This window comes from Lysinibacillus sp. A4, from assembly GCF_024919535.1.
GTDB lineage: Bacteria > Bacillota > Bacilli > Bacillales_A > Planococcaceae > Lysinibacillus > Lysinibacillus capsici.
In genome coordinates, this window is sequence record NZ_JANWTB010000005.1 from 19,915 (window position 1) to 46,349 (window position 26,435).

23 protein-coding genes are annotated in these 26,435 nt (G+C 37.4%); 19 read left to right on the plus strand and 4 right to left on the minus strand.

The annotated features are described in order from the left end of the window. Positions 1–86: 86 nt before the first annotated feature. Entirely contained in the window at positions 87–998 is a 912-nt protein-coding gene (locus NY607_RS11260) for a TetR/AcrR family transcriptional regulator (RefSeq protein ID WP_131522407.1), read from the minus strand. A gap of 157 nt (positions 999–1,155) precedes the next feature. On the opposite strand from NY607_RS11260, the gene NY607_RS11265 reads away from it, so the two are divergent. From NY607_RS11265 to NY607_RS11320, 12 genes are all read left to right on the plus strand, one after another. Further along, positions 1,156–2,670: a DHA2 family efflux MFS transporter permease subunit gene (locus NY607_RS11265; protein WP_131522408.1), complete on the plus strand. Its 1,515-nt coding sequence runs from the start codon at positions 1,156–1,158 to the stop codon at positions 2,668–2,670. 159 nt (positions 2,671–2,829) lie between these two features. Continuing rightward, complete coding sequence (locus tag NY607_RS11270) at positions 2,830–3,852, plus strand: serine hydrolase domain-containing protein (protein ID WP_131522409.1); 1,023 nt, start codon at positions 2,830–2,832, stop codon at positions 3,850–3,852. A gap of 17 nt (positions 3,853–3,869) precedes the next feature. Next, positions 3,870–5,162, plus strand: a complete 1,293-nt coding sequence (locus NY607_RS11275) for an ABC transporter substrate-binding protein (protein ID WP_131522410.1) — start codon at positions 3,870–3,872, stop codon at positions 5,160–5,162. 86 nt (positions 5,163–5,248) lie between these two features. Continuing rightward, a complete protein-coding gene (locus NY607_RS11280) occupies positions 5,249–6,196 on the plus strand; it encodes a carbohydrate ABC transporter permease (protein ID WP_258859039.1) in 948 nt (315 codons plus the stop codon). Between the two features lie 12 nt (positions 6,197–6,208). Then, positions 6,209–7,036, plus strand: coding sequence for a carbohydrate ABC transporter permease (locus NY607_RS11285; RefSeq protein ID WP_131522425.1), 828 nt, complete (start codon positions 6,209–6,211; stop codon positions 7,034–7,036). Continuing rightward, positions 7,023–8,021, plus strand: a complete 999-nt coding sequence (locus tag NY607_RS11290; protein WP_259419703.1) for an N-acetylglucosamine kinase — start codon at positions 7,023–7,025, stop codon at positions 8,019–8,021. The genes NY607_RS11285 and NY607_RS11290 overlap by 14 nt, the downstream gene beginning before the upstream one ends. A gap of 20 nt (positions 8,022–8,041) precedes the next feature. Further along, positions 8,042–8,947 (plus strand): N-acetylmuramic acid 6-phosphate etherase, encoded by a 906-nt coding sequence (murQ, locus tag NY607_RS11295; RefSeq protein WP_258859037.1) that lies wholly within the window; start codon positions 8,042–8,044, stop codon positions 8,945–8,947. 51 nt (positions 8,948–8,998) lie between these two features. After that, entirely contained in the window at positions 8,999–9,886 is an 888-nt protein-coding gene (locus NY607_RS11300; RefSeq protein WP_258859036.1) for a MurR/RpiR family transcriptional regulator, read from the plus strand. Positions 9,887–10,179: 293 nt separating this feature from the next. Next, positions 10,180–10,686, plus strand: coding sequence for a phage tail protein (locus tag NY607_RS11305; RefSeq protein ID WP_259419704.1), 507 nt, complete (start codon positions 10,180–10,182; stop codon positions 10,684–10,686). Between the two features lie 12 nt (positions 10,687–10,698). After that, complete coding sequence (locus NY607_RS11310; protein WP_131522416.1) at positions 10,699–11,199, plus strand: phage tail protein; 501 nt, start codon at positions 10,699–10,701, stop codon at positions 11,197–11,199. Positions 11,200–11,218: 19 nt separating this feature from the next. Then, on the plus strand, positions 11,219–11,743 hold the full coding sequence (locus NY607_RS11315) for a phage tail protein (protein WP_066038390.1): 525 nt from the start codon (positions 11,219–11,221) through the stop codon (positions 11,741–11,743). Between the two features lie 45 nt (positions 11,744–11,788). Beyond that, positions 11,789–17,299: an InlB B-repeat-containing protein gene (locus NY607_RS11320; RefSeq protein WP_259419705.1), complete on the plus strand. Its 5,511-nt coding sequence runs from the start codon at positions 11,789–11,791 to the stop codon at positions 17,297–17,299. 181 nt (positions 17,300–17,480) lie between these two features. On the opposite strand, the gene NY607_RS11325 is transcribed toward NY607_RS11320, so the two are convergent. The 3 genes from NY607_RS11325 to NY607_RS11335 all read right to left on the minus strand — a co-directional run bounded on the left by NY607_RS11325 (position 17,481) and on the right by NY607_RS11335 (position 21,858). Continuing rightward, on the minus strand, positions 17,481–18,563 hold the full coding sequence (locus tag NY607_RS11325) for an ABC transporter ATP-binding protein (protein ID WP_131522417.1): 1,083 nt from the start codon (positions 18,561–18,563) through the stop codon (positions 17,481–17,483). Positions 18,564–18,669: 106 nt separating this feature from the next. Beyond that, entirely contained in the window at positions 18,670–19,530 is an 861-nt protein-coding gene (locus NY607_RS11330; protein WP_131522418.1) for a PucR family transcriptional regulator, read from the minus strand. 141 nt (positions 19,531–19,671) lie between these two features. Then, positions 19,672–21,858: an MMPL family transporter gene (locus NY607_RS11335; RefSeq protein ID WP_131522419.1), complete on the minus strand. Its 2,187-nt coding sequence runs from the start codon at positions 21,856–21,858 to the stop codon at positions 19,672–19,674. Between the two features lie 124 nt (positions 21,859–21,982). Here NY607_RS11335 and NY607_RS11340 point away from each other — a divergent pair, with 124 nt between their 5' ends. From NY607_RS11340 to NY607_RS11365, 7 genes are all read left to right on the plus strand, one after another. Next, positions 21,983–22,603 carry a TetR/AcrR family transcriptional regulator gene (locus NY607_RS11340; protein ID WP_131522420.1) on the plus strand — a complete coding sequence of 207 codons (621 nt, stop codon included), beginning with the start codon at positions 21,983–21,985 and terminating at the stop codon, positions 22,601–22,603. Between the two features lie 184 nt (positions 22,604–22,787). Continuing rightward, a complete protein-coding gene (locus NY607_RS11345; RefSeq protein WP_259419706.1) occupies positions 22,788–23,084 on the plus strand; it encodes an AraC family ligand binding domain-containing protein in 297 nt (98 codons plus the stop codon). Positions 23,085–23,139: 55 nt separating this feature from the next. After that, positions 23,140–23,295, plus strand: a complete 156-nt coding sequence (locus tag NY607_RS24310; protein ID WP_227745003.1) for a helix-turn-helix domain-containing protein — start codon at positions 23,140–23,142, stop codon at positions 23,293–23,295. A 106-nt stretch (positions 23,296–23,401) separates the two neighbouring features. Continuing rightward, positions 23,402–23,533 (plus strand): hypothetical protein, encoded by a 132-nt coding sequence (locus NY607_RS11350; RefSeq protein ID WP_255349861.1) that lies wholly within the window; start codon positions 23,402–23,404, stop codon positions 23,531–23,533. Between the two features lie 83 nt (positions 23,534–23,616). After that, positions 23,617–24,045: a helical membrane plugin domain-containing protein gene (locus tag NY607_RS11355; RefSeq protein ID WP_004227758.1), complete on the plus strand. Its 429-nt coding sequence runs from the start codon at positions 23,617–23,619 to the stop codon at positions 24,043–24,045. Positions 24,046–24,090: 45 nt separating this feature from the next. Further along, the gene (locus NY607_RS11360; protein WP_131522422.1) at positions 24,091–25,275 is read left to right on the plus strand and encodes an NAD(P)/FAD-dependent oxidoreductase; all 1,185 of its coding nucleotides are present in this window, start codon (positions 24,091–24,093) and stop codon (positions 25,273–25,275) included. A 132-nt stretch (positions 25,276–25,407) separates the two neighbouring features. Then, positions 25,408–26,367: a methyl-accepting chemotaxis protein gene (locus NY607_RS11365; protein WP_259419707.1), complete on the plus strand. Its 960-nt coding sequence runs from the start codon at positions 25,408–25,410 to the stop codon at positions 26,365–26,367. Positions 26,368–26,435: the final 68 nt, after the last annotated feature.

Consider the following 26,435-nt stretch of genomic DNA (forward strand, 5'->3'; position numbering starts at 1 on the left):
TAAGACTGTACAAAGGTCTGTCATAGAACTTAATTTCATTCAACAGAGTAAAGAGGTATCAAAGTGTTCATTTGATACCTCTTTTTTTATTTATTTTTCGTACATCGTTCAGCGGGCTGTTCAATTTTTACGTAACGCCATAAGTTATTGGCGATGTCACGGGCTTCTGCGATATGTTCTGTGCCGACGAAGGCCTTACGGAAAGGTGTAAGAAGTGATTCGATGATAAAAAGCTTCGGTTTTTCTTTCTGCAATTCTTCTAATAAGAATTGTGCATACTCCGAACCTTCCATTGTTTCATTATTCGATAATCCCTTTGTAAATCCTTCTAGTTGTTCAATAACCATTTCTTTTGTAACGGTTTTATAGTTCACGACATTTTGAATGGTATTGATCATTTCAACACTTACGATAATCTCTTTCGACTCAAGCATAGTGGGTATAATTACGCTAATATTGCGCAATGCTACACGTACAATAGCTTCTCGATTGATATATTTATAATCGGCAATAAAGACAGCGCGTAGAGTGAGGTTAATCATTCCGAGTGTTTGAACAGCACATTCATAGCTAATAGGGCTAATCTCTTCTCCAAAGACTTGTACTAGACGATTGGCGAGCCATTCTAATTCTTGTAAATGGTAATTAATAATAATTTTTTTTAGTTCTTTATCTCTTGATTGGAAGATGGATTCGAATATCTGTACTAAATTATGTTCACGATTGACATACATGAGAACAGCGACTTGCTGCGTCAATACCTCTAAATCTGTAGGGTCCTTGCCATAAATGAGTTCATGGCGACGATTACTAGCTTCTTCGCGACCTTCATCTAAGATGGCGATTAAGCATTCATTTTTCGAAGTAAAATGATTATAAAATGTACCTTTAGAGATTTTAGCCGCATTGATGATGTCATTAATCGATGTATCTAGAAAGCCTTTTTCAATAAAAAGTTCGCGTGCTGCTGTTATAATTTGTCTTTTTCTTTTGTTCATAACCTCACCTTTTTTATAATATTATACTCTTATTCTACACTTGAAACGCTTTTATATCAACGTTTATAAAAAATATAAACTTATATGTTGAAAAAAGTAGACTACGAGTATAAAATAAGTTTTATCGTAAAACACAAGAAAGAATTGAGGGATATAAATGAATAGTGAGCAAACAATGAAAAAGCCCCCTTATGGCATGATAGCTATTCTATTTGTGGGTGCTTTTGTTGCTTTTCTAAATAACACATTGTTGAATGTGGCATTACCAACAATCATGAAAGATTTTGGGATCACCTATTCAAAAGTACAATGGTTAGCAACAGGGTATATGCTTGTGAGCGGTATTTTAGTGCCTGCTTCAGCATTCTTTGTGACACGCTTTAAAAACAGACATTTATTTATTACAGCGATGTCTATCTTTACAATTGGTACAATTATGGCAGGTTTCGCTCCTAATTTTGGCATGCTACTAGCAGGTCGAATGGTGCAAGCAGCCGGAGCTTCTAGTATGTCACCACTTTTAATGAACGTTATGCTAACAAGCTTCCCGAAAGAAAAGCGTGGGGCAGCAATGGGGATCTTTGGTTTAGTTATGATTATGGCGCCGGCAATTGGTCCTACATTATCAGGGTATATTGTGGAACATCATGATTGGCGTATGCTTTTCCAAATGATTATTCCATTTGCTTTAATTAGTTTATTATTTGGTGTTTGGAAACTAAGAAACGTGATGGAGACACGTGAAGTTCACTTAGATTTCCCTTCAGTACTTTTATCAACAGTTGCATTTGGTGGTATTTTATACGGCTTTAGTACAGCAGGAGATAAAGGTTGGTCAAGTCCATGGGTATATGGCACAATTACGATTGGCTTCATTGCTTTAATTATTTTCGTTGTTAAACAGCTGAAAATGGATGAGCCATTACTGGAATTACGTATTTATAAATATCCAATGTTTGCTTTAGGGTCTGTAATCTCAGTTATTATCTCTATGGCAATGTTCTCAGGGATGATTTTAACACCAGCATATGTACAGTCTATCCGCGGTATCGAACCATTTGAAGCTGGCTTGATGATGCTTCCAGGAGCTCTTGTCATGGGGATTATGTCACCAATCACTGGTAAGCTTTTCGATAAATTTGGTCCACGTGTGTTGGCTATTGTTGGATTAACGATTACAACAATCGCAACTTTCGGTTTAACAAAGTTAGAAATTGATTCAAGCTACACATATATCGTATCGATGTATACAATTCGTATGTTCGGTATGTCGATGGTCATGATGCCTATTATGACAAACGGTTTAAATCAACTACCACAAATGATGAATCCACATGGTACAGCCATTAATAATACATTACAGCAGGTATCAGGAGCAATCGGTAGTGCGATCCTTGTAACATTTATGAATAATCGTACAAAAGTTAAAGCGGAAGAATTAATTGCAGAAGCGAAAGCAAATGCTGCACAATCAGGAGCAGCGCCTACAGCAGAGCAAATGCAACAAATGCAAGATCAAATTATGCAAACTGCCTTATTAGATGGTATTACGCATTCCTTCTTAATTGCAGCTGGTATAACAGTGATTGCAGTGGTACTTGCCTTCTTCTTGAAACGCGTAAAAGTTGAAAGCGCAGCAGCGTCAATGGATTTAAAAAAACCAACTAAATAATCAAGAGTATCCCTAGCCAGTAAATAGTTACTAGCTAGGGATTTTTTATTGAGGACATATGAAAAAAAATTTTAGGATTGGTGTTATTTTTCATCATTTTATTTTATATGATAATACTAATTTACAGAAAATTTAGACATTTAATAGTGGGGTGCTTGCTTGGTAGATGCATATATGACTGGCTTAGTGAAAGAACGAAAAATTCCAGGTGCTGTATTAATTGTTCAACAGCAAGAAAGAAGGCTATTTTCAGGCAATTATGGAGCCTATACAGCTGAGGATGGCAGCGAGCAAGTTATTTTAAGTAATACGTTGTTTGATTTAGCCTCCTTAACAAAAGTTGTCGCAACACTCCCAGCTATTTTACTCCTGATGAGTCGAAATCAAGTTTATATAACAGATCCAGTTCAAACCTATTTGCCTGATTTTAAATATCCTCTTATTACAATCCAGCATTTATTGCAGCATTGCTCAGGATTGCCAGCAGATTTAACACCTGTAGTCAAGAGACAGCAGCATAAGCGTGACATCCTGCAGGAGGTACTGACAAGTGATGTAGTTTGGCAGCCAAATGAACAAGTGCAATATAGTGATTTAGGTATGATTATTCTAGGAAAGGTGATTGAGAAAGTTACTGGCATTTCATTAAAAAGTTTTGTAGAGCAAGAGATTTTTAAGCCATGGGGCATGCATCATACATGTTTTCAACTGCCTGTGCATAGAAGGACGCTTGCAGCATCTACAGAAATGGTGGCAGGTCAATTTGTGCAGGGAATAGTCCATGATGAGAAAGCTTTTTTACTAGATGGTATTGCTGGTAGCGCAGGTTTATTTTCATGTGTAGAGGATTTAGCAAAGTATGCGGAAATTTGGTTGGGGATCAAGCAACAAAGTGTAATTCCATATGAATGGTTAGAGCTTGCCTATACGAAAACTTTTAAAACGAGGGGACTTGGCTTTGAAGTATGGGGAGGAGATGAAGCATCATTTTGTTTTGGTAGGAGGTGGAGCAAGGGCTCATTTGGTCATACAGGATTTACAGGCACGAGTATTTGGATGGACCCTGTAAAAAAGGCATTTGTCATTTTACTAACGAATGCTGTGCATTATGGGAGAAATACAAACATGGGAAGGATTAGAGAGAAGCTTCATACGATGATTTATGAAAAATTACTGATATGAAGGGTGGATCTGCTGGTATGAGACAAAAGAGTAAATGGTTATTGCTGCTTCTTTTATTACTCATTGTGGGTTTAGTAGGCTGTAACAAGAATGAGAAAATAACGACCTCAACAACACCTGATAATGAAGAGAAACCGAAAACGGAAGAGGTCTCCCTAACAATAGGGAGTTGGCGCACAGAAGATGTTGCCAAGTATGAAAAAGTGATTGCTTTATTCAATGAACAACATCCTGAGATACATGTTTCATTTAATCCAACTAAAAATACTGAATATAATACAGTCCTCAATACGTCATTACAGGCTGGAGAGGGTCCAGATATTTTCCACTTACGTCCCTATGCAGCTGGATTGAAGCTTGCGGAGGCAGGTTATGTTGAGAAAATAAACGACTTAAATGGATTGAATGTATTTCCTGAAGAAGCATTAAAGGCTTCTCGCGATGACCAAGGGAATCAGTACGGTGTACCAATTAACTTAAGCTCTACACAATTTTTTTATAATAAGAAGATTTTTAAAGATAATAATCTTGAAATTCCTACTACATGGGATGAATTCATGGCATTAAATGACCAATTATTAGAAAAGGGTATTACACCAATTGCAATGGGTACAAAAGAAGGCTGGCTATTATCGTTGCTACATGGTATTGTCGGTCCTGCTGTTTATGAGGGCAATGACTTTTACACAGCAGTGCTCGCAGGAGAAAAGGATTTTACAGATCCGAAGTTTATTGAATCAATTCAAGTAATGAATGACTTGAAAAAGTATTTTCCTGTCAATTCAGAAGGCTTAGGAATGGATGATATCCGTACTTTGTTTGCACTAGAAGACGCGGCTATGTTCCCGTTAGGTAGCTGGGAAATTCCTGTTGTATTAGAAATGAACCCAGATTTAGATTTAGGTTATTTCCCTATTCCATCTAAAGAGGGTAATACAACGGTGACGACTTGGGTAGACGGCTCATTTGCGATCAATGCTAATTCGAAAAATAAAGAAGCGGCTAAAGTATTTTTAGAATTTTTAACAACTAAGGAGTTTGGTGAGTTGTTTGTAAAAGAGTTTTCGATGATCAGTGCTATTCCAGGTATTACCTCTGATGATGCATTGTTAAATGCTATTAGTCATTCGACTGCCAATGAAGCAACGCCATATATGTGGGTAACTAATTTTACTGGTGGGGACCCAACAACAAAGAGCTTGCTTGAAAGTGAGCTACAAGGCATGTATTTAGGTCAAGTTACGCCTGAAGAGGTTGCCAAAAAAATACAGGAAAACGCTAAAACTTGGTTTACGCCATTTCAAAAATAATGAAAGCATCAAGTCAGCAGACCCCTGAAGTGCTATAAGGAGTTTAGGGGTCTCGTTGTTTCATGATTAGTAAAAGGAGGCTACTCATGATAAGAGAATATACAGCTCCATCAGTAAGAAGGAGGAAATCGAGAGTAAGGTGGACTATCCATCTTTTCCCTATTCCAGCACTGATAATCTATGGGTTGTTTGTGCTTTATCCGATATTAGCGGCATTATCCTATAGTTTTTTTGAATGGAAAGGGATGGCTCGTGGTGATTTTATCGGTTTCCAAAATTTTGTGACGCTTTTTACGACAGAACCCTATGGCTCCATGTTTTGGAATGCCTTTAAACATAATGTCCTCTATTTTGTTGTGCAAATGATTGTGATGAATGGATTTGCCTTCTTTCTTGCCTTTATTATTTATCAAAAAATTAAAGGTGCAGAGTTTTTTAAGGCTGCTTTCTTTCTACCGCGATTATTATCAGTGATTGTTGTAGGTTTCTTATGGAAGCTCATTCTAAATCCAAATTTCGGTACTTTAAATGTCATTTTGGAGAAATTAGGTCTTGAAACCTTGCAAAAGGCTTGGCTGGGTGATCCCAAAACGGCGTTAATCGCCATTATTTTAGTCAATTGTTGGTTTGGATTAGGTTTTGGTGTCTTAATTTTTCTTGCTGGCTTTCAAGGGATCCCAAGCGAGTTAGTCGAAGCTGCAAAGTTAGATGGCGCTAAGGGCTTTACTTTATTGCGTACGATTTACTTGCCTTTAATGGTGCCATCAATTATGATCATGGGCATTTTAACATTTATCCAATCGTTTGAAGCATTTGAATTAGTATATGCAATGCAGGGCTCCATGGGAGAGCCGTACTATTCTACAGATACGTTAGCCGTGTTTTTCTATCGCTTAGCATTTGGTAGCTCTACGGCTTCTGGCACAACAGCTATTGGGTTGGGTTCGGCGTTGGCTACAGTACTATTCTTATTTATATTAGTTTGTACGACGCTATTTTTACGCTTTGCCAATAAAAAGAATGTTCAAATGTAAGGGGTGAGTATAGTGAAGCAAGGCGCTATTTGGGTTCGACCATTTTATTATCTCGTGGTGTTTACAGTAGCGACCATTAGTTTATATCCAATTTTGTTAATGATTTTATCTTCATTTAAACAGAGCGTGGATATCTATAAAAATCCATTGGGTTTACCGACTAGCTTTAGCTTAGATACGTACCGTACATTATTAGCAAAAATTCCATTTACCACATACTTTCTAAACAGTCTATTTGTCAGTATTGTATCTGTGATACTAATAGTGGTTGTTTGTTCACTGGCTGCATTTTATATTGCTCGCTTTAAATTTTCTTGGAATCATGCATTGTTCTTTATTTTTTTATTAGGCATGATGATTCCTATAAAATTGGGGATTGTCCCGCTCTTTATATTAATGCGTGATTTAGGACTGATCAATTCCTTATGGTCTTTAATTTTGATGAACATGGCGACAGGTATTCCATTATCCATGCTGATCTTAACTGGCTTTTTTAAAACAATGCCTTATGAATTAGAGGAAGCAGCCCGTATAGATGGGGCGGGGAACTTAAGAGTTCTTTGGCATGTAATGTTACCGTTAATGAGACCTGCCCTTGGAACAGTGGTGATTATAAATTTTATTGCTTCATGGAATGATTTCTTTTTCCCACTTATTTTTATTACAGAAAAAATGAAACGGACGATACCTGTTGGAATGATGTCACTTTTTGGGGAGCATTCGGCAGATTGGGGCTCTCTTTTTGCAGGTTTAACATTAGCTTCATTACCAATGATCCTATTATTCTTTATTGCCTCAAAGCAATTTATGGAGGGGCTGACGGCTGGTGCCATTAAATAGGGAATACATTATTGGGGTCGATGGTGGTGGGACGAGAACTCGTGCAGTGATTGGGACAAGAAAAGGGGAAGTGCTGGCTTTTGTTGAAGGAGCTGGAACGAATATAAAATCAACGCCACCTGACGAGGTAAGGCTACATATTATCAAGCTCCTTGCCACGTTACTACAAAAGATAGATGCAACAAATAATGATATTGCTGCGGTGTTCTTATGTGTGGCAGGGGGCGATCGCCTGTTAGATAAAGAACGCTGGGAGCAATGGATTAGCTTCCTTTTCCCTGCTAGCTCCTGTAAGATAACCATCACCAATGATGCGGTAGCGGCACTTACTAGCGGCACATTTACACAGCAAGGGATCGTTGTGATAGCAGGGACGGGTTCCATCGTATATGCAGTTGGAAAAAATCATCAAGTTAGTCGTGTTGGAGGATGGGGTTATTTATTAGGAGATGAGGGCAGTGGCTACTATATAGGGCAAGAGGCATTGCGATTGATTACGCGACATTACGATGCTATTGGCGTGAATGAGGATCTGTTTACAGCGACTATTATGGAGCAGCTAGCATTAAAGAATCCTACTGAAATTATTATGCATGTTTATGAGCATCCACAGCCACGTGTACTCATAGCCTCCGTAGCTCGTGTGGTGTTGCGTTTAGCAGAGCAAAATAATGATAGGGCACAAAAAATTATTGAACACGCTGCTCATCATTTAACTCATTTCATCCAAATAATGTTGAAAAAAGAGCCTCAGCTAAAAGGTGACTCTATTGTCCTATGTGGAGGTTTATTCGAAAATTTTTATTTTGTTCAATGCTTTCGAGAAAAATTACAGCTTGCTAAAATACCTAATCAACTAATACAACCAGAGGTGCCACCTGTTATAGGAGCTTTCGTTAATGGACTTCTCAGTGAAGGAATTCCAATCACAGAGGCTTTACAACGAAAGGTAAAAGGAACTTGGATGAGTATCCATGAAAACTAGTGTGGAGGGATTTGATTTCAATGGAACGAATGACAAAACTGACGACTGAAGGCTATCATCCAGATACGACAAATCTAGATTTAATGTCCACTATTGAAATTGTAAAGCTGATGAATGAAGAGGATAAAAAAGTACCATTAGCCATAGCAAAGGTTTTACCTGAAATCGAGCAGGCTGTCACAGCTGTTGTGGATGCACTAAAGAATGGCGGTAGATTATTTTATGTTGGTGCAGGGACAAGTGGGCGAATTGGTTTGCTAGATGCCGTAGAGTGTCCACCTACATTTAGTACATCACCAAAGCTTGTACAGGCAATATTGGCTGGAGGAGCAGATGCAGTAATGATTGCCATAGAAGGTGCAGAAGATGATCTTTCATTAGGAGAGCTTGAACTACAGAAACAACAGCTAACAAACCGAGATGTAGTGATAGGGATTGCAGCAAGCGGTCGAACGCCTTTTGTCAAAGGAGCATTAAACTATGCTCAACAACTAGGGGCAAAAACAATCAGCTTAGTGAGCAACGCTCATTCTATTATTAGTAAGCATGCAGATATTGCAATAGAGGTGATTACAGGACCAGAAATTTTAACAGGTTCTACAAGACTAAAGGCTGCAACAGCTCATAAACAAATATTAAATATGATTACAACGACAACCATGATTAAACTTGGAAAGGTCTATAAAAATTTAATGGTGGACGTTCATGCTAGTAATTTTAAATTGCGAGAGAGAGCCAAACAAATCGTCTGTGAGGTAACGGGAGTTTCTTATAGTCAGGCTGAAAGTGTTCTGGAGCAAAACAATTATCAAGTAAAGCTCGCGATTGTGGTGCTACTGACGAATACAACGATTGAAGAGGCGACGGAATTACTTGCTCAATCAGAAGGGCATGTGCGGAGAGCGGTGGCACTAAAGAAATATTGATGAAGGAGGTACATGGATAACTTCCTTTTATCTAGAGATGGAGCTGGAAAAATGGAAAAAATAAATGCGGGTTTAATTATGCTTGCTGAAATGTGCGAAAAGCTTCCACTCTCCGAAAAAAAGGTGGCAAGCTATATATTAGCACACCCAACACAGGCTATAAAAATGACAGCGGTTGAACTAGGAGAGGCAAGTCAAACAAGTAGTGCCGCAGTTATTCGTCTATGTAAATCGTTAAATATTAGTGGTGTTCAAGAGCTGAAATTGCGCATTGCTGGTGATTTACAACATGCTAAAATTGAAGATCGAGATATTGAGGCGAATGAAGCGTTGCCATCGATTGTAGAGAAGGTAACGACGCAAAGTAGTGAAATTTTGACACAAACAGCTAATTTAATAAATATTGCTGAATTAGAGCGTGCCATAACGGCCTTATCACAAGCTGATAAAATTATATTTTTTGGAGTGGGTGCATCAGGTATAGCAGCAATGGATGCAGACCAAAAATTTTTACGAATCAATAAAAATAGTAGGGCATTTGTGGATTTGCATTTAGGCGCTACAGCCGTTGTTAATACACAGAAGGGGGATGTAGTAGTAGGTATCTCCTTCTCCGGAGAAACGCACGAAGTGGCTAAAATCCTTGAAATAGCTAGCCAAACACCAGCCACTACAATCAGTTTAACGCGCTACGGTAGTTCACTAGTGTCTAGCCTAGCAGACATTTGTTTATATGTCTCTCCAAATGTTGAAGCAACTTTTAGAAGTGGTGCCACTTCCTCACGTCTAGCGCAGTTACTTGTCGTTGATATTTTATTTATGGGGGTAGTGACGAGTGCCTATGAGCAAACAGTGGATCATTTAGATGAAACACGTTCAGTTATTCAGAGGTTGCATAAAAAAGTGGCTAAAAGAAAAAATAAAATAAAAACATATTAAAGTTTGTATGTTTAGACTGTAAACAAAAGCTATCGAGAAGTTTTCTCTCGATAGCTTTTGATATTTTTCTTTCCCGGAAATAAAACGAATTCTGGTTTGGAGGTAGATAGCTAGATGTAATGCCATTACCCACTTTTCTTAAATCTTTCTTATAAGCAAAAACATTGTATTGATATTGGATTAAATGGTAGGTGAGTTAGTCTGTTTGGGAAAAAATACATTTTTTAACCTAATTTTAACCTTGTTATTGTAATGTGCTAGGTAAAGCAATATTTTGTAAGGAGGTTTTAAGGATGGAACAATATGTCGGAGAAATTCGATTATTTGCTGGTGATTATGCCCCAGATGGCTGGGCTCTTTGTAATGGTCAACTATTATCTATTTCCGAAAATGAAATACTTTTTTCTTTGATTGGTACAACCTACGGGGGAGATGGTCAATCAACCTTTGCATTACCAAATTTTCAAGGCAGGGTTATAGTACATCAAGGACAGAATCCAACTACTGGTACTACCTTTGTCAATGGTCAAATGGGAGGGGCGGAAACCGTCACTTTAATCTCTTCACAGCTTCCCGCACATACACATCAGGTAAAAGCTTCTTCTCTTGATGGCACAACACCTAGTCCAGAAAATGCAGTTTGGGCAAAAAATATACAATATTCGACACAACCACCAAATGGCACAATGAATGCCGCCATTGTTTCAAGTGTGGGAGGAAACGCTCCTCATAACAATGTAATGCCGTTTTTAACAATTAGTTACATTATTGCCCTTTACGGTATGTATCCAACAGAATAGGAGGTATGAAGGATGAGTGAACAATATGTAGGTGAAATACGATTATTTAGCTTTGGGACAGTTCCAAGCGGATGGGCAAGATGCGATGGGCAAATATTGCAAATTAATACAAACCAAGCGCTGTATTCAATTTTAGGAGCAACTTATGGTGGAAATGGCTCTACGACATTTGCATTACCTGATTTAAGGGGAAGAGTCCCAGTTCATGTAAGCAGTAGCATCACACGTGGACAAAAAGCAGGAGAAGAAGCACATGTATTAACAACTAATGAGATGCCGACTCATACACATATTGTTAATGGTAGTTCAGAAAGTGCTACGTTGAAAGTGGCTGCTGGAAATGTATGGGGTACATCTGCTAATAATATTTATTCTGTCAATCAACCAAATACTATTATGAACATGCAAGCATTGTCAACATCAGGAAATTCGCAGTCACATCAAAATATGCAGCCATACAGTGTCGCTAATTACTGCATAGCTTTAGTAGGAATTTATCCATCAAGAAATTAGAAAAAAGGAGGTGGGCAAAGTGTCAGAAGCATATATTGGAGAAATTAGAATATTTGGCGGTAATTTTGCACCAAAAGACTGGGCTTTGTGTGATGGTCAGATAATAAACATTGCCTCGAATAGTGCATTATATGCTATTTTGGGTAACAGATATGGAGGAGATGGTAAAACAACCTTTGCATTACCAAATTTAAATGGTAGAGCAGCTATTCATCAAGGAACAGGTGTAGGTTTAACGCCTAGAATTATAGGGAGTAGTGGTGGTGCACCCTCTGTAACGCTGTTGGAAAATGAGATGCCTAGTCATAATCATCTAGCAAATTGTAACAATCTTCAAACCACTAATAATGATCCAACGGGTGCAATATGGACAGATCAGCAAGGGAAAGGAACTGTCCCAGTTTATACGTCACAAGTAAATAAACAAATGAATCTAATGACGGTTAATGCTGTTGGAGGAAGTCAACCACATAACAATATGCAGCCATATTTAGGACTGAACTTTATTATTTGTTTATATGGGGAATGGCCTCCTAAGAGTTAACGATTCATTAAATGAAGGGTGTGAAACCAAGAAGGAGAATATAGAATGGGAAAAAAGATATTAACCATAACCCTGTGTTTGGTGTTGGTCGCTTATAGTCAATTGATGGGATTAGGGTTCGTTTCACCTTTAAAGGTGGAGGCGGCTGCTTGCGATTCGCCAGATTTTCCAAGTTGTATACAGGATTTAACTCAAGCTTCGTGGAAAGATGACACAAATAATGGCTTTGTAGTAAGCGGTATTCCTGGTGATAATGGTATTAATTTATTCACATATAGCAATGGATCACAATTTCCAGCTGGTTATTATTTTGATGCAGATGAATATTCACCACCAAAATCAATTAGAATTTCTGCTGGGGAAAGCTTTGCAGGTGGGATCTTCGATTTAAAATCATTAAAAATTAATACGACTAATAAACATCTTGAAAACGATGCATTGTCCATAACAATTCAAGGGTATGATGGGGCAGGAAACCCAAAAGGAAATCCTGTAATTTTTAAGACAGTTGCAAATCATGAGCCTATTTATGATATTCCTATTAATATAGAAGGAATCAACTCATTTGTCATTACTGCGAGTGTAAATTTTATACCTACTGTACAAGCGGGACTATGGGATTTAACGTTTACCCAATTTACGATTGATATCCCAAATAATAGTCCACCAACAATTACAAATGGTGCTATAACTCCTTCAAATATTACTACCTCAGGCGTACAGTTGGACTGGGCTAAAGCATCTGATGATATAACAGCTCAAGAGGATTTAGAATATCAAGTCTATCAATCTAGTAGTAACAATATTGATACGGTTAGTACCATAGAATTGAATGGGACACCGTTAGGCGGTTATACCAAAGATAGTAACTCCTTTAATGTTACAGGTCTTGTAGCTAATACAACCTATTATTTTAATGTCATTGTCAAAGATATTGATGGCAATAAGAGTGCCTATATGATGCAGGAGGTAACAATCACTGCATTAAATAAACCACCGACATCCAGTAATGGAACCGAAAATGTAAACGAGGGTCAAGTGTATACATTTACTAGTACTTCTTTTGCTTTTTCTGATGAAGATGCTGGAGATACTTTGCAACAGATTCAAATCTCTACTATCCCAAATAGCGGACAGCTCTTTCTTGATAACAACAATAATCAGCAATTTGATGGTGGGGAAGCTATTACAAATGGTATGACAATTAGTAAGGCTAATTTAGATGCAGGTAATTTAAGATATATTACGGAAAATGGCACATCTTCATCTTTTACATTTAAGGTAAGTGATGGTATCGATTTTAGTACTGACTATACAATGGAGCTAGTCGTCAATGCACGTCCAGCAGTGATAATTATACCAAATGATTCTAGTCCAACAAATAGCAATTCAATTCTTATAACTTTGGTATTCAGTGAGTCAGTGACAGGCTTTATGATTGGGGATATCGAAGTTACAAATGGAAATGTGGCAATTCTGTCAGGGAGTGGTACCACATATACAGCTCTTATATCACCTATTGCTGATGGAGCTGTGAAAATCAAAATTCCTGAAAAGATAGTTGCAAATAGTGGAGGTGCATTGAATAAAGCATCAAATGAATTACAAATAATTTATGATGGAACACCACCTACCGAAATAGGTCTTAGTAATACTACTGTACAAGAAATGAAGCCTATTGGTACAACTGTTGGGACATTGACAGCAACAGATTCAGGAAGCTCGCAAACATTCACGTATTCATTACAGTCTGGGGATACAAGCTTCTTTACGATTGATGGAAATGTATTAAAGACAAATATGTCGTTTGAATATGATACGAAAAATAGTTATAAGATTACGATAAGAGTAACAGATGAGGCTGGCAATACGTTTGACAAGAAGTTTACAATCCAGATTACTAAAAATAATGCACCAACAGGCTCTATTATGATTAATAATGGGGAAGCATATACAAATTCTACTAATGTTAACTTAACAATGACGGCAACTGATTTAGAAGGAGAAGCGATAGAAATGCGCTTTTCGAATGATGGTACTACTTGGTCCAGTTGGGAGTCAAAAATATCTACGAAAAGTTGGACTTTATCCTATGGAGAAGGTAGTAAAACAGTTTATATGCAACTAAGGGATACTGCTGGCAATATATCAAATACATTTTCAGATACAATTGTTCTAGATACAACACCACCAGTCATAATAGGGGTTACAAATAACGGTGTTTATAACACGGATGTAACGATTAGTTTTAGTGAAGGAACTGCTACCCTGAATGGAGCAACCTTTTCAAGTGGAGCCACTGTAAGTACATCTGGAAATTATAATTTGGTAGTAACAGATAGTGCAAGGAATACCACAACCATTTCATTTGTGATTGATAAAGCTCTGCCAAAAGCTGTAGAGGTAAAGATCAAATCGAATAATCTGGATCCTACAAAGGCTAAAGTAGGAGATACGATCACCTTAACAATGAAAACAAATAAAGATATACAAGCACCTATAATTACCATTTTGGGGAAAGCTGCTATTGTAACAGGAGCATCCACAAACTGGCAGGCAACATATGTTATAGTCAATGGTGATTTAGAGGGAACAGCACCTATTACAATTAACTTTAAAGATCTGTTAGGTAATTCGGCAATAGAGGTAACGGACGTAACTGATGGAAGCTATGTCATTGTCGATAGCGTAAAGCCAACAGTAAAAAAGGTGACAATGGCTTCAAATAATGCTAATCCAACAGTTGCTAAGGTAAACGATGTAATCACAATCGACTTTGAGACAAGTGAGGACATTCAATCACCGAATGTATCAATCCTAGGACAAACAGCAAATGTAAATGATAAAGGTGATGGGGATGCTAAAACATGGCAAGCAAGCTATACGTTAAAGTCCATAGACTTAGAGGGACCTATCAGTTTTACAATTGATTTTCAAGATATTGCAGGGAATGAGGGCTTACAGGTAACCGAGATTTCATCAGGGACAATTGTGATATTTGATAAAATTTCTCCTGAAATAACAACCTATTTCCCAGCGCATCAGGCAATTGCTGTACAGCCTGCAGATAATCTTGTATTAACATTTGATGAAAGGGTCTTACCTGTAACTAGTAAAAATATTGTCATAAGAAATGCTACAGACAACCAAATTGTCGAAACAATTGCTGTTACACAAGCAAATGTTTCTGTTACTAATGAAACTGTGACAGTAAATCCTACATTGGATTTATCCCATAACACCACTTACAGCATTCAAATTGACGCAGGTGCATTTACGGATGTAGCAGGTAATGCGTATAAAGGTATTACTAATAATACTTCCTGGAATTTTACGACTAGTGCACTGCAAATATATACGGTTACGTATGACAGTAACGGGGCTGATGGGGGGATAGTACCAATAGATTCAAAGCAGTATAAACATCAGGACCCTATCACAATACTGGGTAATACAGGTAATTTAATAAAAGCAGGCTATACATTTGTCGGATGGAATACGAAGGCTGATGGAAAAGGTGCTACTTATAAAATTGGGCAAACGATTCAAATGGGGAAAGGGAATTTGATCTTGTATGCTTTGTGGTCTAAAAACAATGTACCAGGAGATGGAGGATCATCAACACCTGATCCTGTTGCAACGGTTACGTATGACAGTAACGGGGCTGATGGGGGGATAGTACCAACAGATTCAAAGGAGTATAAACATCAGGACCCTATCATAATACTGGGTAATACAGGTAATTTAATAAAAGCAGGCTATACATTTGTCGGATGGAATACGAAGGCTGATGGAAAAGGTGTTACTTATAAAATTGGGCAAACGATCCAAATGGGAAAAGGGAATTTGATCTTGTATGCTTTGTGGTCTAAAAACAATGTACCAGGAGATGGAGAATCATCAACACCTGATCCTGTTGCAACGGTTACGTATGACAGTAACGGGGCTGATGGGGGGATAGTACCAACAGATTCAAAGGAGTATAAACATCAGGACCCTATCATAATACTGGGTAATACAGGTAATTTAATAAAAGCAGGCTATACATTTGTCGGATGGAATACGAAGGCTGATGGAAAAGGTGTTACTTATAAAATTGGGCAAACGATTCAAATGGGGAAAGGGAATTTGATCTTGTATGCTTTGTGGTCTAAAAACAATGTACCAGGAGATGGAGGATCATCAACGCCTAGTCCTACACCAACACCTGATCCTGTTGCACCAAGTAATCAGTTAAAAATAAATGTTGTAGATCAAAGTATGCCAGATGATGTGCTCCTCCAAACCGTGTTAACACGTGTATTGAGTAACGGTAGCTTTCAAGATACAGTAAACTTTACAGTTGCAAATGCAAACGAATTTCTTCGGATCATAGGGAATAAGGAAGATAAAAGATCTCGACTTGTGATCCCTAATATGGAACCACCAGCAAGTGAAACAAAGGTGATACTTGATAGAGATGCTGCTAAACGACTAATAGAGGGCAAATCACATTTTAGTATAGCTATGGGAATGGTCAAAATAGATGTTCCTTTTACTTCAATGAATGATTTCAATGAAGATATTTTCTTCCGAATTGTACCGATTAGGGATGCATTGCGGCAAAAAGCTATCGAGGATCGGGCTAAACAAGCTGAACTAGTTTTACAACAGGGTAATGGCGCTAATGTAAAACTCGTTGGTCAGCCAATATCTATCGACACAAATCTACAAAACCGTCAAGTAACATTGCTACTACCATTACCAGCGAATCTCACATCAGCTCAACGAGAAAATATGATGGTCTATGTAGAACATAGTAATGGAACAGCTGAAATAATACGTGGGCGTTTTGCAGAATTTACGAGAGGGCAAACAGGTATAGTCTTTGATGTAGAGCACTTTTCTACATTTTCTCTCCTTTATGTAGAACAACCGCAGGAAGAAGTGCAACCAGAGAAAGAATCAATAGAGGTAGACAGCACATTTGCTTCCTATATTCATGGCTATACAGATGGCACTTTCCGTCCGAATACAAATGTCACTCGTGCCCAAATGGCAGCAATGTTGGCAAGAAACCTAAGTGGCAATCATGTACCTGAAGCGTCTAACCTATTTTATGCAGATACAGCTACTTCATGGGCAAAAAACGATATTGAATATATTCGTACAGAAGGAATTATGCAAGGACGTCATGATCGTTCATTCGGGCCGAATGAAATGATTACTAGAGCCGAAATGGCGGTTATTGCTGTGAGATGGATTGATAAGCAATGTGTAGAAGGGTCTACAGATACCCCGTATTGCGAAATAACCGCAAGTGGAGAAACATATCGTGATGTGGCGTTCTCGCATTGGGCAGCAAAAGAAATCAGTCGCATAAGTGCGATAGGTATAATGGTTGGCTCAGGCAATGGTGAATTTAGACCTGAAGAGAAACTAACACGTGCACAGGCAGTAAAGGTACTGAATCGAATCTTTAATCGTCCAATACCAACTGAGGACACAGAACAAATCTTCAAGGATATACCTAAAGAGCATTGGGCTTACTTTGAGATTCAAGCCGCAGCAAAATAAGATTAATAGAATAAGCACGTTAGGTGATAATGCCTAGCGTGCTTTTAATTCGTTTGAAGAAATCAATTAATTTCTTATTTAAATGTACCAGGTGTAAGTTTGAATATAAATTTGATTGCTATCAATGAGATATACAGCTGGCTTTCTCTTCTCGAACTCGTGGATTCGAAGCATGCATGCTTCAAAGACGTTCCTCTGTTTGAGGATCAAAGAAATGGATCTTTTCTTCCTTCATAAATAGGAAAACCTTGTCGGATGGATAAAAATTGTTATCAGCCTGTACTCGAGCTATAAAATTCTGATTTACTAAAGAACAATAGAGATAAGTTTCTGCTCCTAGTAATTCTGCAACATCAATTGTTGCAGTGAAAGTGTAAGGGGAAATAACATCAGTCATTTGTAAATCCTCAGGTCGTATACCCATAATAATCTCTTTCCCTAAATAATTTTTTTCCTTTAACAATGGTAAATGCATGGATGGGATAGGGAAGCTTTGCTCGCCTAAAAGAATCTCGGTATCTGTTAGACGACAGTGGAAAAGGTTCATGGATGGTGAGCCAATAAAGCCTGCTACAAACATGTTAAGTGGTGTATTATATACTTCTTTAGGTGTCCCAATTTGTTGTATAAGGCCATCCTTCATCACGACCAGACGGGTAGCCATCGTCATAGCCTCTGTTTGGTCATGTGTAACATAGATCGTTGTCGTTTGAATTCGTTGATGGAGCTTCTGGATTTCTGCTCGCATTTGTACACGTAATTTGGCATCCAAATTAGAAAGAGGCTCATCCATTAAAAATACCTTAGCATCTCTGACAATTGCTCTTCCCAGTGCTACACGCTGACGTTGTCCACCAGATAGAGCCTTTGGTTTTCTTTTTAAATAATCCTCTAATCCTAAAATCTTAGCAGCTTCTTTAACACGACGATCTATTTCCTTTTTATCGACCTTTCGTAGCTTTAAGCTAAATGCCATATTATCATAGACTGTCATATGTGGATATAAAGCATAGCTTTGAAATACCATTGCAATGCTACGATCTTTTGATTCCACATCATTCATGAAAACATCGTCAATGTATAGTTCTCCCTTTGATATATCCTCTAAGCCAGCAATCATACGTAAAGTTGTGGTCTTACCACAGCCAGAAGGGCCTACAAACACAATGAATTCTTTATCATGGATATGCAAATTAAAATCAGTTACGGCCTGGATATTTTTATCGTAAATCTTATAGATATGCTCTAACCGTAATTCCGCCATACATACTGCACCCCTTTACAAGTCATATTTTCATTGTAAATGACTTTAGAATAGAGTGATATGGAAAGCTTGCACAGTGTTGAAGGCATAATTTGTGCAGTTGGTCTTAAAGTGATTCTAAGAAAATAATTGCGAGATAAACTTCTAGTCGATGGGAAAATTGCCGAATATCCTTTTGCGTCATTTGTTGAAATTTTTCTAAGCGATTTTGTAAGGTATTACGGTGCATATACATCTTTTTAGATGCTAATGTAATGTTTCCATCACATTCAATCAATTTCTTGATTGTATGGAGTAATTCTGGCTGAGAAGTGGCTCTTTTTAGGATAGAGGAGATAAAAATCTCTTTCTCTTGATAGGCTAGATGCTGCGTTACATATGGTACTAAAAGCTCTTGCTGTGTGAGTACATGCTTTGGTGTATAAGTCCAAATGGATGGTAGAAGGTGAACATACCAGCTAAATCGTTCCTTTGTCGTGGTGATGTTGTGTATAATATCAGAAACAAAAATCTTAAAATGAGTCTCTAAGTCTGCCATTAGGGGATTAACATAATGAGCCAAATCTAAAAGCTCATTGCAGTCGATACATTCGATTATGACAAATAATTGTGGTTGAAGCGATAGCAGTATAATATCCTTCCCAAGTAAAGCTTCAAAGACTGAACGCAATAATGTAGATGTGGTAAAGTCTTTATCAAAATGAAGAAATAACAAACGATGCATAGGAAGATTAGTTGGAGCAATATCTGTTTTATCTGTAAAATAATCAAGCCAAATCATATCATAGTTATCGTATAAGACAGTGGGGCCTGAGAATATTCGCAATAGCTCATATTCATTTTGTGTCATTGTGTGTATGGGAATTTCGTAAAGCTGATTGTCGAAATTAAATACATAATTTTCATCAGTTTTACCTGAGAAGGGGCTTAATAATGGGAAACGTTGCTGTAATTTTTGTAGATCCATGCATGCCACTCCTTATTTAAATAGAATGTCATAAGGTTAATTTACTATAATTATATGATGAAATGCTTATAGTATTAATAGAAAAAACACGGACATGAGCATGTATGACAATCACACCTAGCTAATGTCCGTGTTATCTATTTAGGCATCTTTTTTAAATAACTTACCTGGCCAAAAAGCATATTTACCTAGTACTGTTGTGATGGCTGGTACAAGTAATGGTCTTACAATAAATGTATCGAGCAATACACCAATGGCTGTCACAACACCAAATTGAACAAGCACTTGAATCGGTAATGTTGCCAGCACCGCAAATGTACCTGCTAGGATGAGTCCAGCAGATGTAATAACGCTTCCTGTTCGGACAACACCTTCTTCTACAGCTGTTAAATGGTCAGTGGTTTTACGCTTTTTCCAAATTTCTGAGATCATAAAGATATTATAATCCTCTCCGAGAGCTACTAAGAACACGAAAGCATACAATGGAATTGCTCCAGAAATTGCTTCGGCCCCCATGATATGATGTAAGATTAACCATCCAGCACCTAATGCCCCAAAATAGGAAATAATAACAGTCGCTAATAGATAAACCGTTGCTGTAATAGAACGTAAATAGACAAATAATAATAACGCGATTAAGGCAATCATGGTTGGCATGATTACTGTTTCATCTCGCTTGGTTATTTGTTGTGTATCATATTGACTAGCTGTTTCTCCACCAAGCCAAACATGCTTCTCAGCGTTGTTGAGACCTTGTGCCTCTAGTATTTTAATAACCTCTTTTTGTAGTTCAGGAATATGAGCTAATGACTCCTGTGCATATGGGTTGGCATTGAAATTGAGTTCATACAAGTGTATGTTCTTATTTTTTTCGCCAATTTGTACATCTGCCACACTATCAATATAAGAGATAGCTTCAAGTTGTTGCTGGATATTAATATCAGTACCTTCTGTATCTATTACTAATTGAACAGGTGCTAACTCTCCAGGCGAAAAATTCTCTTCTATTAATGTAAATCCTTCTCTAGACGGCATATCTTTTGGGAAGGATGAAAGCAAATCAAATGTATATTGAATTCGTGGAACAAATGCGGCTAACCCTCCAAGTAAGATTACAGTTACAGCGATAACGACCCAAGGTTTATGGGTAACAAAATGACCAATTTTATGACTGATCTTATGTGAAGGCTTATGCTGTTTCTTGCCCTTTTTATTGGCCATTTCCTCCGTTCGAGGAGTGAAGGGGAAGAACGCTACTCGCCCAATTAGGACAAGAATTGCAGGTAGGACAACAAGTGCTGCGATCCCCATGACAAGCACACCAAAACTAAATGGTACGGCAAAGCGTTGAAATGCGCCATAATGGGCAAGACTAAGGGTCGCTAAACCTATAACCACTGTTAGGGCACTCATTAAAATAGCACCACCCGATTCTTTAACAGCTAGCTTCATTGCGACCGTCTTATCCTCAACATCAAAGAGTATTTCTCTATATTTTGAAATTAAAAATAAACAATAGTCAGTACCTGCACCAAAAAGTAAAACAGTCATAATGGAAACTGCCTGTGAATCTTTATCTATCCATCCCTGTTCAGCAAAAAAACCAAGTGTCGGGCTAATTACACCATAGGCAAGCCCTACAACAATTAAAGGAATAATAGCTAGCAATGGAGAACGATAAATAATAATAAGTAATACTAAAACGAGTAATACAGTTGCGATCAATAGCTTCACATCTGCTTGTGAAAATAAACTGACAGCATCAGTGGCAATACCCACTGGTCCAGAATAGCGCACATGGAGTGCATCGCTTGATAATTTATCATCTAATTGGACTTGATAGCCTTCCATAATTTTTGTCAGCTTATCTAAACTATCCTGTAGCATATCTGTTGCGACACCTTTTTCAAAAAACACAGGTGTAACAATTGTTGTACCATTTTCGGAAGCGGAAGCCATTAAAGCCTGAGGCGGCATTTGATTAAATGGTGGAACCATTGTTTGATGGGCTAAGGGCTTTGCTTGCAGCTCGTTGTATACACCTTGTATAGCCGAAAAATCATCAGGTGTTAAGCCATTTTCGCGATGCCACACCAACAATAGAGGTGTGCCAGCATCATTAGGAAATTGCTCTGCAATGATGGACGCAGCTTGCTCAGACATTTCCGTATCAGGTAAATTTTTGCCTGACTCACTTTCTATACTATTGATTTGTGGCCAAGCAAATGAGAATACAACTACTAGTAGCACCCAAAAAGCTAGTGCTAATAATCTTCCCTTTTTACTTGCAACCATTGAGCCCCATTGCTCAAGTGGATGTTTTTTCATCAAAAGACCCCCATTTCATGTAAGTAATTTAATTATATATACTAGAAGGTTAATTAATCAATCCATAAATATTAATATGTTATAATATGCGTAAAAAGAATGCTTAATTAAGGAGGCGAACTTGTTGAAACAATCACCGCGTGTTCTCGGGAGACCTCGCCATGATGAAAATGCGAAACCTACAAAAGATATTGTCCTTGAAACAGCCACAGGACTTTTTATTAAAGAGGGCTACAAAAATATTTCAATGGAGGATGTAGCAAAGGCTTGTAACGTAACAAAGGCGACTGTCTATTACTACTACCCAACTAAAGGGGATTTATATACATCTGCTTTAATCGCTATGATGGATCGTATCAAACTATCTATTCTACAAATTTTAGAGCAGCCTAAACCATTTAAAGAACGACTTGAACAGCTCGTTGAGGTTCATTTATCAGCCACTATCGATATTGATATGAAAAATTTTATGAAAGAGGCTACCATCAATCTATCCGAATCGCAGCTGAGACAAGTTCAAGCATCCGAAAATGGTATGTATCAAACAATAGAGCATGCTATGCAGGAAGAGATGGAAAAGGGCACAATTCGAAAAGGAAATGCAAAGTTTTTCGCTCATAACTTTATGGCATTAATGACTGTAGGGTATTTTAAAGATGGCGATGGTAAAACTTTGCTAGGCTCAGTAGATGTAACGGCAAAGGAAGTAACAAATTTCTTCTGGCTTTCTGTTGAAAAACGTTAACACAAAATAGGTTTATAAAAGGAGTTATCTCATTCATTTGGGATACTTCTTTTTTAGTGATGCAAGTCACAGACAATCAGAGCGATTCTTCATTATAGTGGGGGTGTGGCCTAGAAAGTAGTGGAACATCGTAAATCAAAAAGAAACCTAAAACTATGGACAACAGTGTAATGGAGGAATGACAATGACAATTATACCAATCCAAGCAATGCTAGAAGAAAAGACAAAACATATTGGTAAATTAGGGAGTATCGCTGGTGCAGATATTTTAAACATTCAACTGCGTGCAGGTGAAAAAATTCCTGAGCATCATGCGGATAATGAAGTGCTAATTATTGTTCAATTTGGTGAAGTTCGCTTTCTTGTTGAAGGGGTGGAGGAAATTTTAACACAAGATACAATTTTAACTTTAAAACCATCTGAAAAGCACAGCTTAGAAGCAATTACAGACGTTCGTGTTATTGTCATTAAATTAAAATAAAGAAAAGCTCCTGTATTCTAAAATCTGCTTTGTTAGCCAAGAGTGACACATTTCTATTGACACTAACAAAAAAGATTTAGCGTCCCTATTGAATACTACTAGAGAAACCGAAAGCCGTCGTTTATCTGCTTTCCAAAGAGAAAGGGATATAGAGATGATAGGAAAAAGAATGATCATTAAAAATTATGATGCGTTGGAAAATTTATTATAGCAAGACAGTTAATAGTTGATGAAATCAATGAATTTTGAAAAGATTGTCGAAATTGTGATATAGCTCATTGAAATAATGTACAAACAGTCTTATAATGAAGGTTGTAATGTCACCAAGACAAGATAAGGATGGTATTATGATGCGCTTTTTGCGATTTAAAGTAAACATTGTAATAACAAGTCATACGAATCGCTATCCAGCCCTTGTGACTGGTGATTGTGTAAGATATACGCTGTAACGACTGTTAAGTTTTACCTTAATGGTCTTTTTTACATGTAAGTAATAAAAAATAGTACTAGTGATGGCAAAGGAGAGTTCAAAATGTCAGAAACGAATAACCAAACACAGGCTGAACAAGTAACTGTGAGTAAAGAGCAATTAGATGTACTAGATCAATTATTAAAGCCTGAAGTTCAAGAATCACTTACAACTTTAGTTGAGCAATTACCGAAGTTAACTGAAATGATGACATTATTAACGAAATCATATGAGTTTGCTCAAGCTGTTGCAACAGACGAAGTGCTTAAAAACGATACTGTTGGAGCAGTAACAGAAATCGCTGGTCCTGTAGTTGGCTCTGCGAAAAACCTTGCAGCAACTGCAATTGAAGCGAAAGACCGTGCATCTGAAAGCCATGAAGTAATTGGTTTATTCGGTCTTGTGAAAATGTTAAAAGACCCTCAAGTTCAAAATGTTTTCCGTTTTGTTAATGCTTTCTTACAAGTAAGCTCAGAACGCAAAGCCAAATAAGACTCAAGGTAAATTCAATTCGTAAGGACGGAGGATTAATTAATCATGTCAAAAGAAATCGTCATCTTAGGTGCAGGTTACGCTGGCGTTTTAACTGCATTAACAGCACGTAAGTATCTATCAGCTGATGAAGCTAAAATTACTGTAGTAAACCAATTCCCAACACACCAAATTATCACTGAGCTTCACCGTTTAGCTGGTGGTACAATTGCAGAAGGTGCTGTTGCATTACCACTTAAAAAAATCTTTAAAGGTTTAGATATTGACCTGCACATTGCGAAAGTATCCAAATTCAATGTAGATACTAAAAAAGTTGATCTAGATAATGGTTATACATTAACGTACGACACACTTGTAGTATCTTTAGGTAGCCAAACTGGATTCTTTGGTATCCCAGGATTAGAAGAAAACTCTATGGTTCTTAAATCGGTAAATGATGCCAATAAAATCAACAAACATATTGAAGATCGCATTAAAGCATATGCACAATCTAAAAATGAAGCAGATGCAACAATCGTTATTGGTGGTGGCGGTTTAACAGGTGTTGAGCTTGTTGGTGAAATCGTGGACAACTTCCCGAAAATCGCTGCAAAACATGGTGTTAATTTTGCTGATCTTAAAATTAAACTTGTTGAAGCTGGTCCAAAAATCTTGCCAGTTCTTCCAGATACACTTATCCAACGCGCTACTGAAAGCTTAACTAAACGTGGCGTAGAATTTATTACAGGTACACCAGTAACAGGTGTTGACGGCAACGTTATTTCTTTAAAAGACCGTGAACCAATTGTTGCAAATACACTTGTTTGGACAGGTGGGGTAGCTCCACTTCCAATCGTAGGCGAATCAGGTCTAGCTGCTGATCGTGGAAAAGCAACTATTAATGAATTCTTACAATCTACGTCACACGAAGATGTCTTTGTTATTGGTGATGCATCTGTTGCACTACCAGCTGATGGAGGTCGTCCACTATACGCTCCAACAGCACAAGTTGCATGGCAAATGGGTGAATGTGCTGGTTATAATGTATTTGCACAATACAAAAACCAAGACATGAAAGCATTCTCAGCTGTAAACTCTGGCACACTTGCAAGTTTAGGTCGTAAAGATGCTGTTGCTACAATTGGTGCGAGCAACACAGAGCTTAAAGGCCTTCCTGCAACATTAATGAAAGAAGCTTCTAATATTCGTTACTTAACACATATTAAAGCTTTATTTGGTTTAGCCTATTAAAAAACAAAACACTCACTACTATCACGCTATGTCGTTGTTAGTAGTGAGTGTTTGTTTTTTTCTAAAGATGTATATTAATTACTTTAAATCCAGTAAAATAAATACATATTCAATATTCTATTTTCTGAGGTGATGGCTGTGTTAACAATGTTCCAATCAAAAAAAGTAGATATAGAGCAATTTAAGGCTAAAATTGATGAACTGAATGCAAAGCTGGATAAGAAAGATCATGAATTTCAAATTTTTTTAAATGAGTTACATAAGGAAATCGTTGAAACTATTGAACAACATAACAAGGTAAATGACCAGCATACTATTTTAGGAGAAATGGTCGCAGATATTGTAGGAGAGTTTAATAAAGTTGAGGATAGCACAATTCACTCCAATAAAATTTCTGAAAATGCCCTAGACAAAGGCAATTTATTAATCTCTTCCTCGGATCAAATGATGACATTATCGGTTGAAAGCAAGCATGCTGTTCAGGAAGTAGAGCATTTGATTGATGCGTTGGGAGAGCAGTCTCAAAAAACATCTTTAAGCATGAGTAATTTAAGTGAGCGCTCAAAGCAAATAGCTGAAATTGTAAATGTTATTGGAGAAATATCAAATCAAACTAATTTACTAGCTTTGAATGCATCTATTGAGGCAGCAAGAGCAGGGGAGCATGGTAAAGGCTTTTCGGTTGTTGCCGAGGAAGTTCGCAAATTAGCTGAAAATACGAAAACAAGCACAGAAGACATTGCTAATTTAACAAAGAAAATCGAAGAACAAATTGGACTTGCTTACGAGGATAATAAAAATAACATGCAGCTAGTAACGGAAGGCATTGATAAAAGTGCTAAAACATCAGTAAAAATTGATCAATTACTGCACATTATGACAAATGTTCAAACGGGAATAAATGAGCTATTAGCTTCAATTAAAGATCAGAAGCTATCAAACGAAGATGTTATACATAAATTTAATAGGACGACAGCTTTATTCGATGAAACAAATCGCGTTCTAACAAGCCATATTGATGAATCAGAAATTGTAACAAAAAAATTATTAGAGGCAGTTGATCAAGTAAAGCATTTCCCAACTGAAAGATAGAGATTTTAACTTCATTCTATGGAAATTTAAAAAGCAAGAACCCTGCATAGCAGCAACTTTTCAACTTC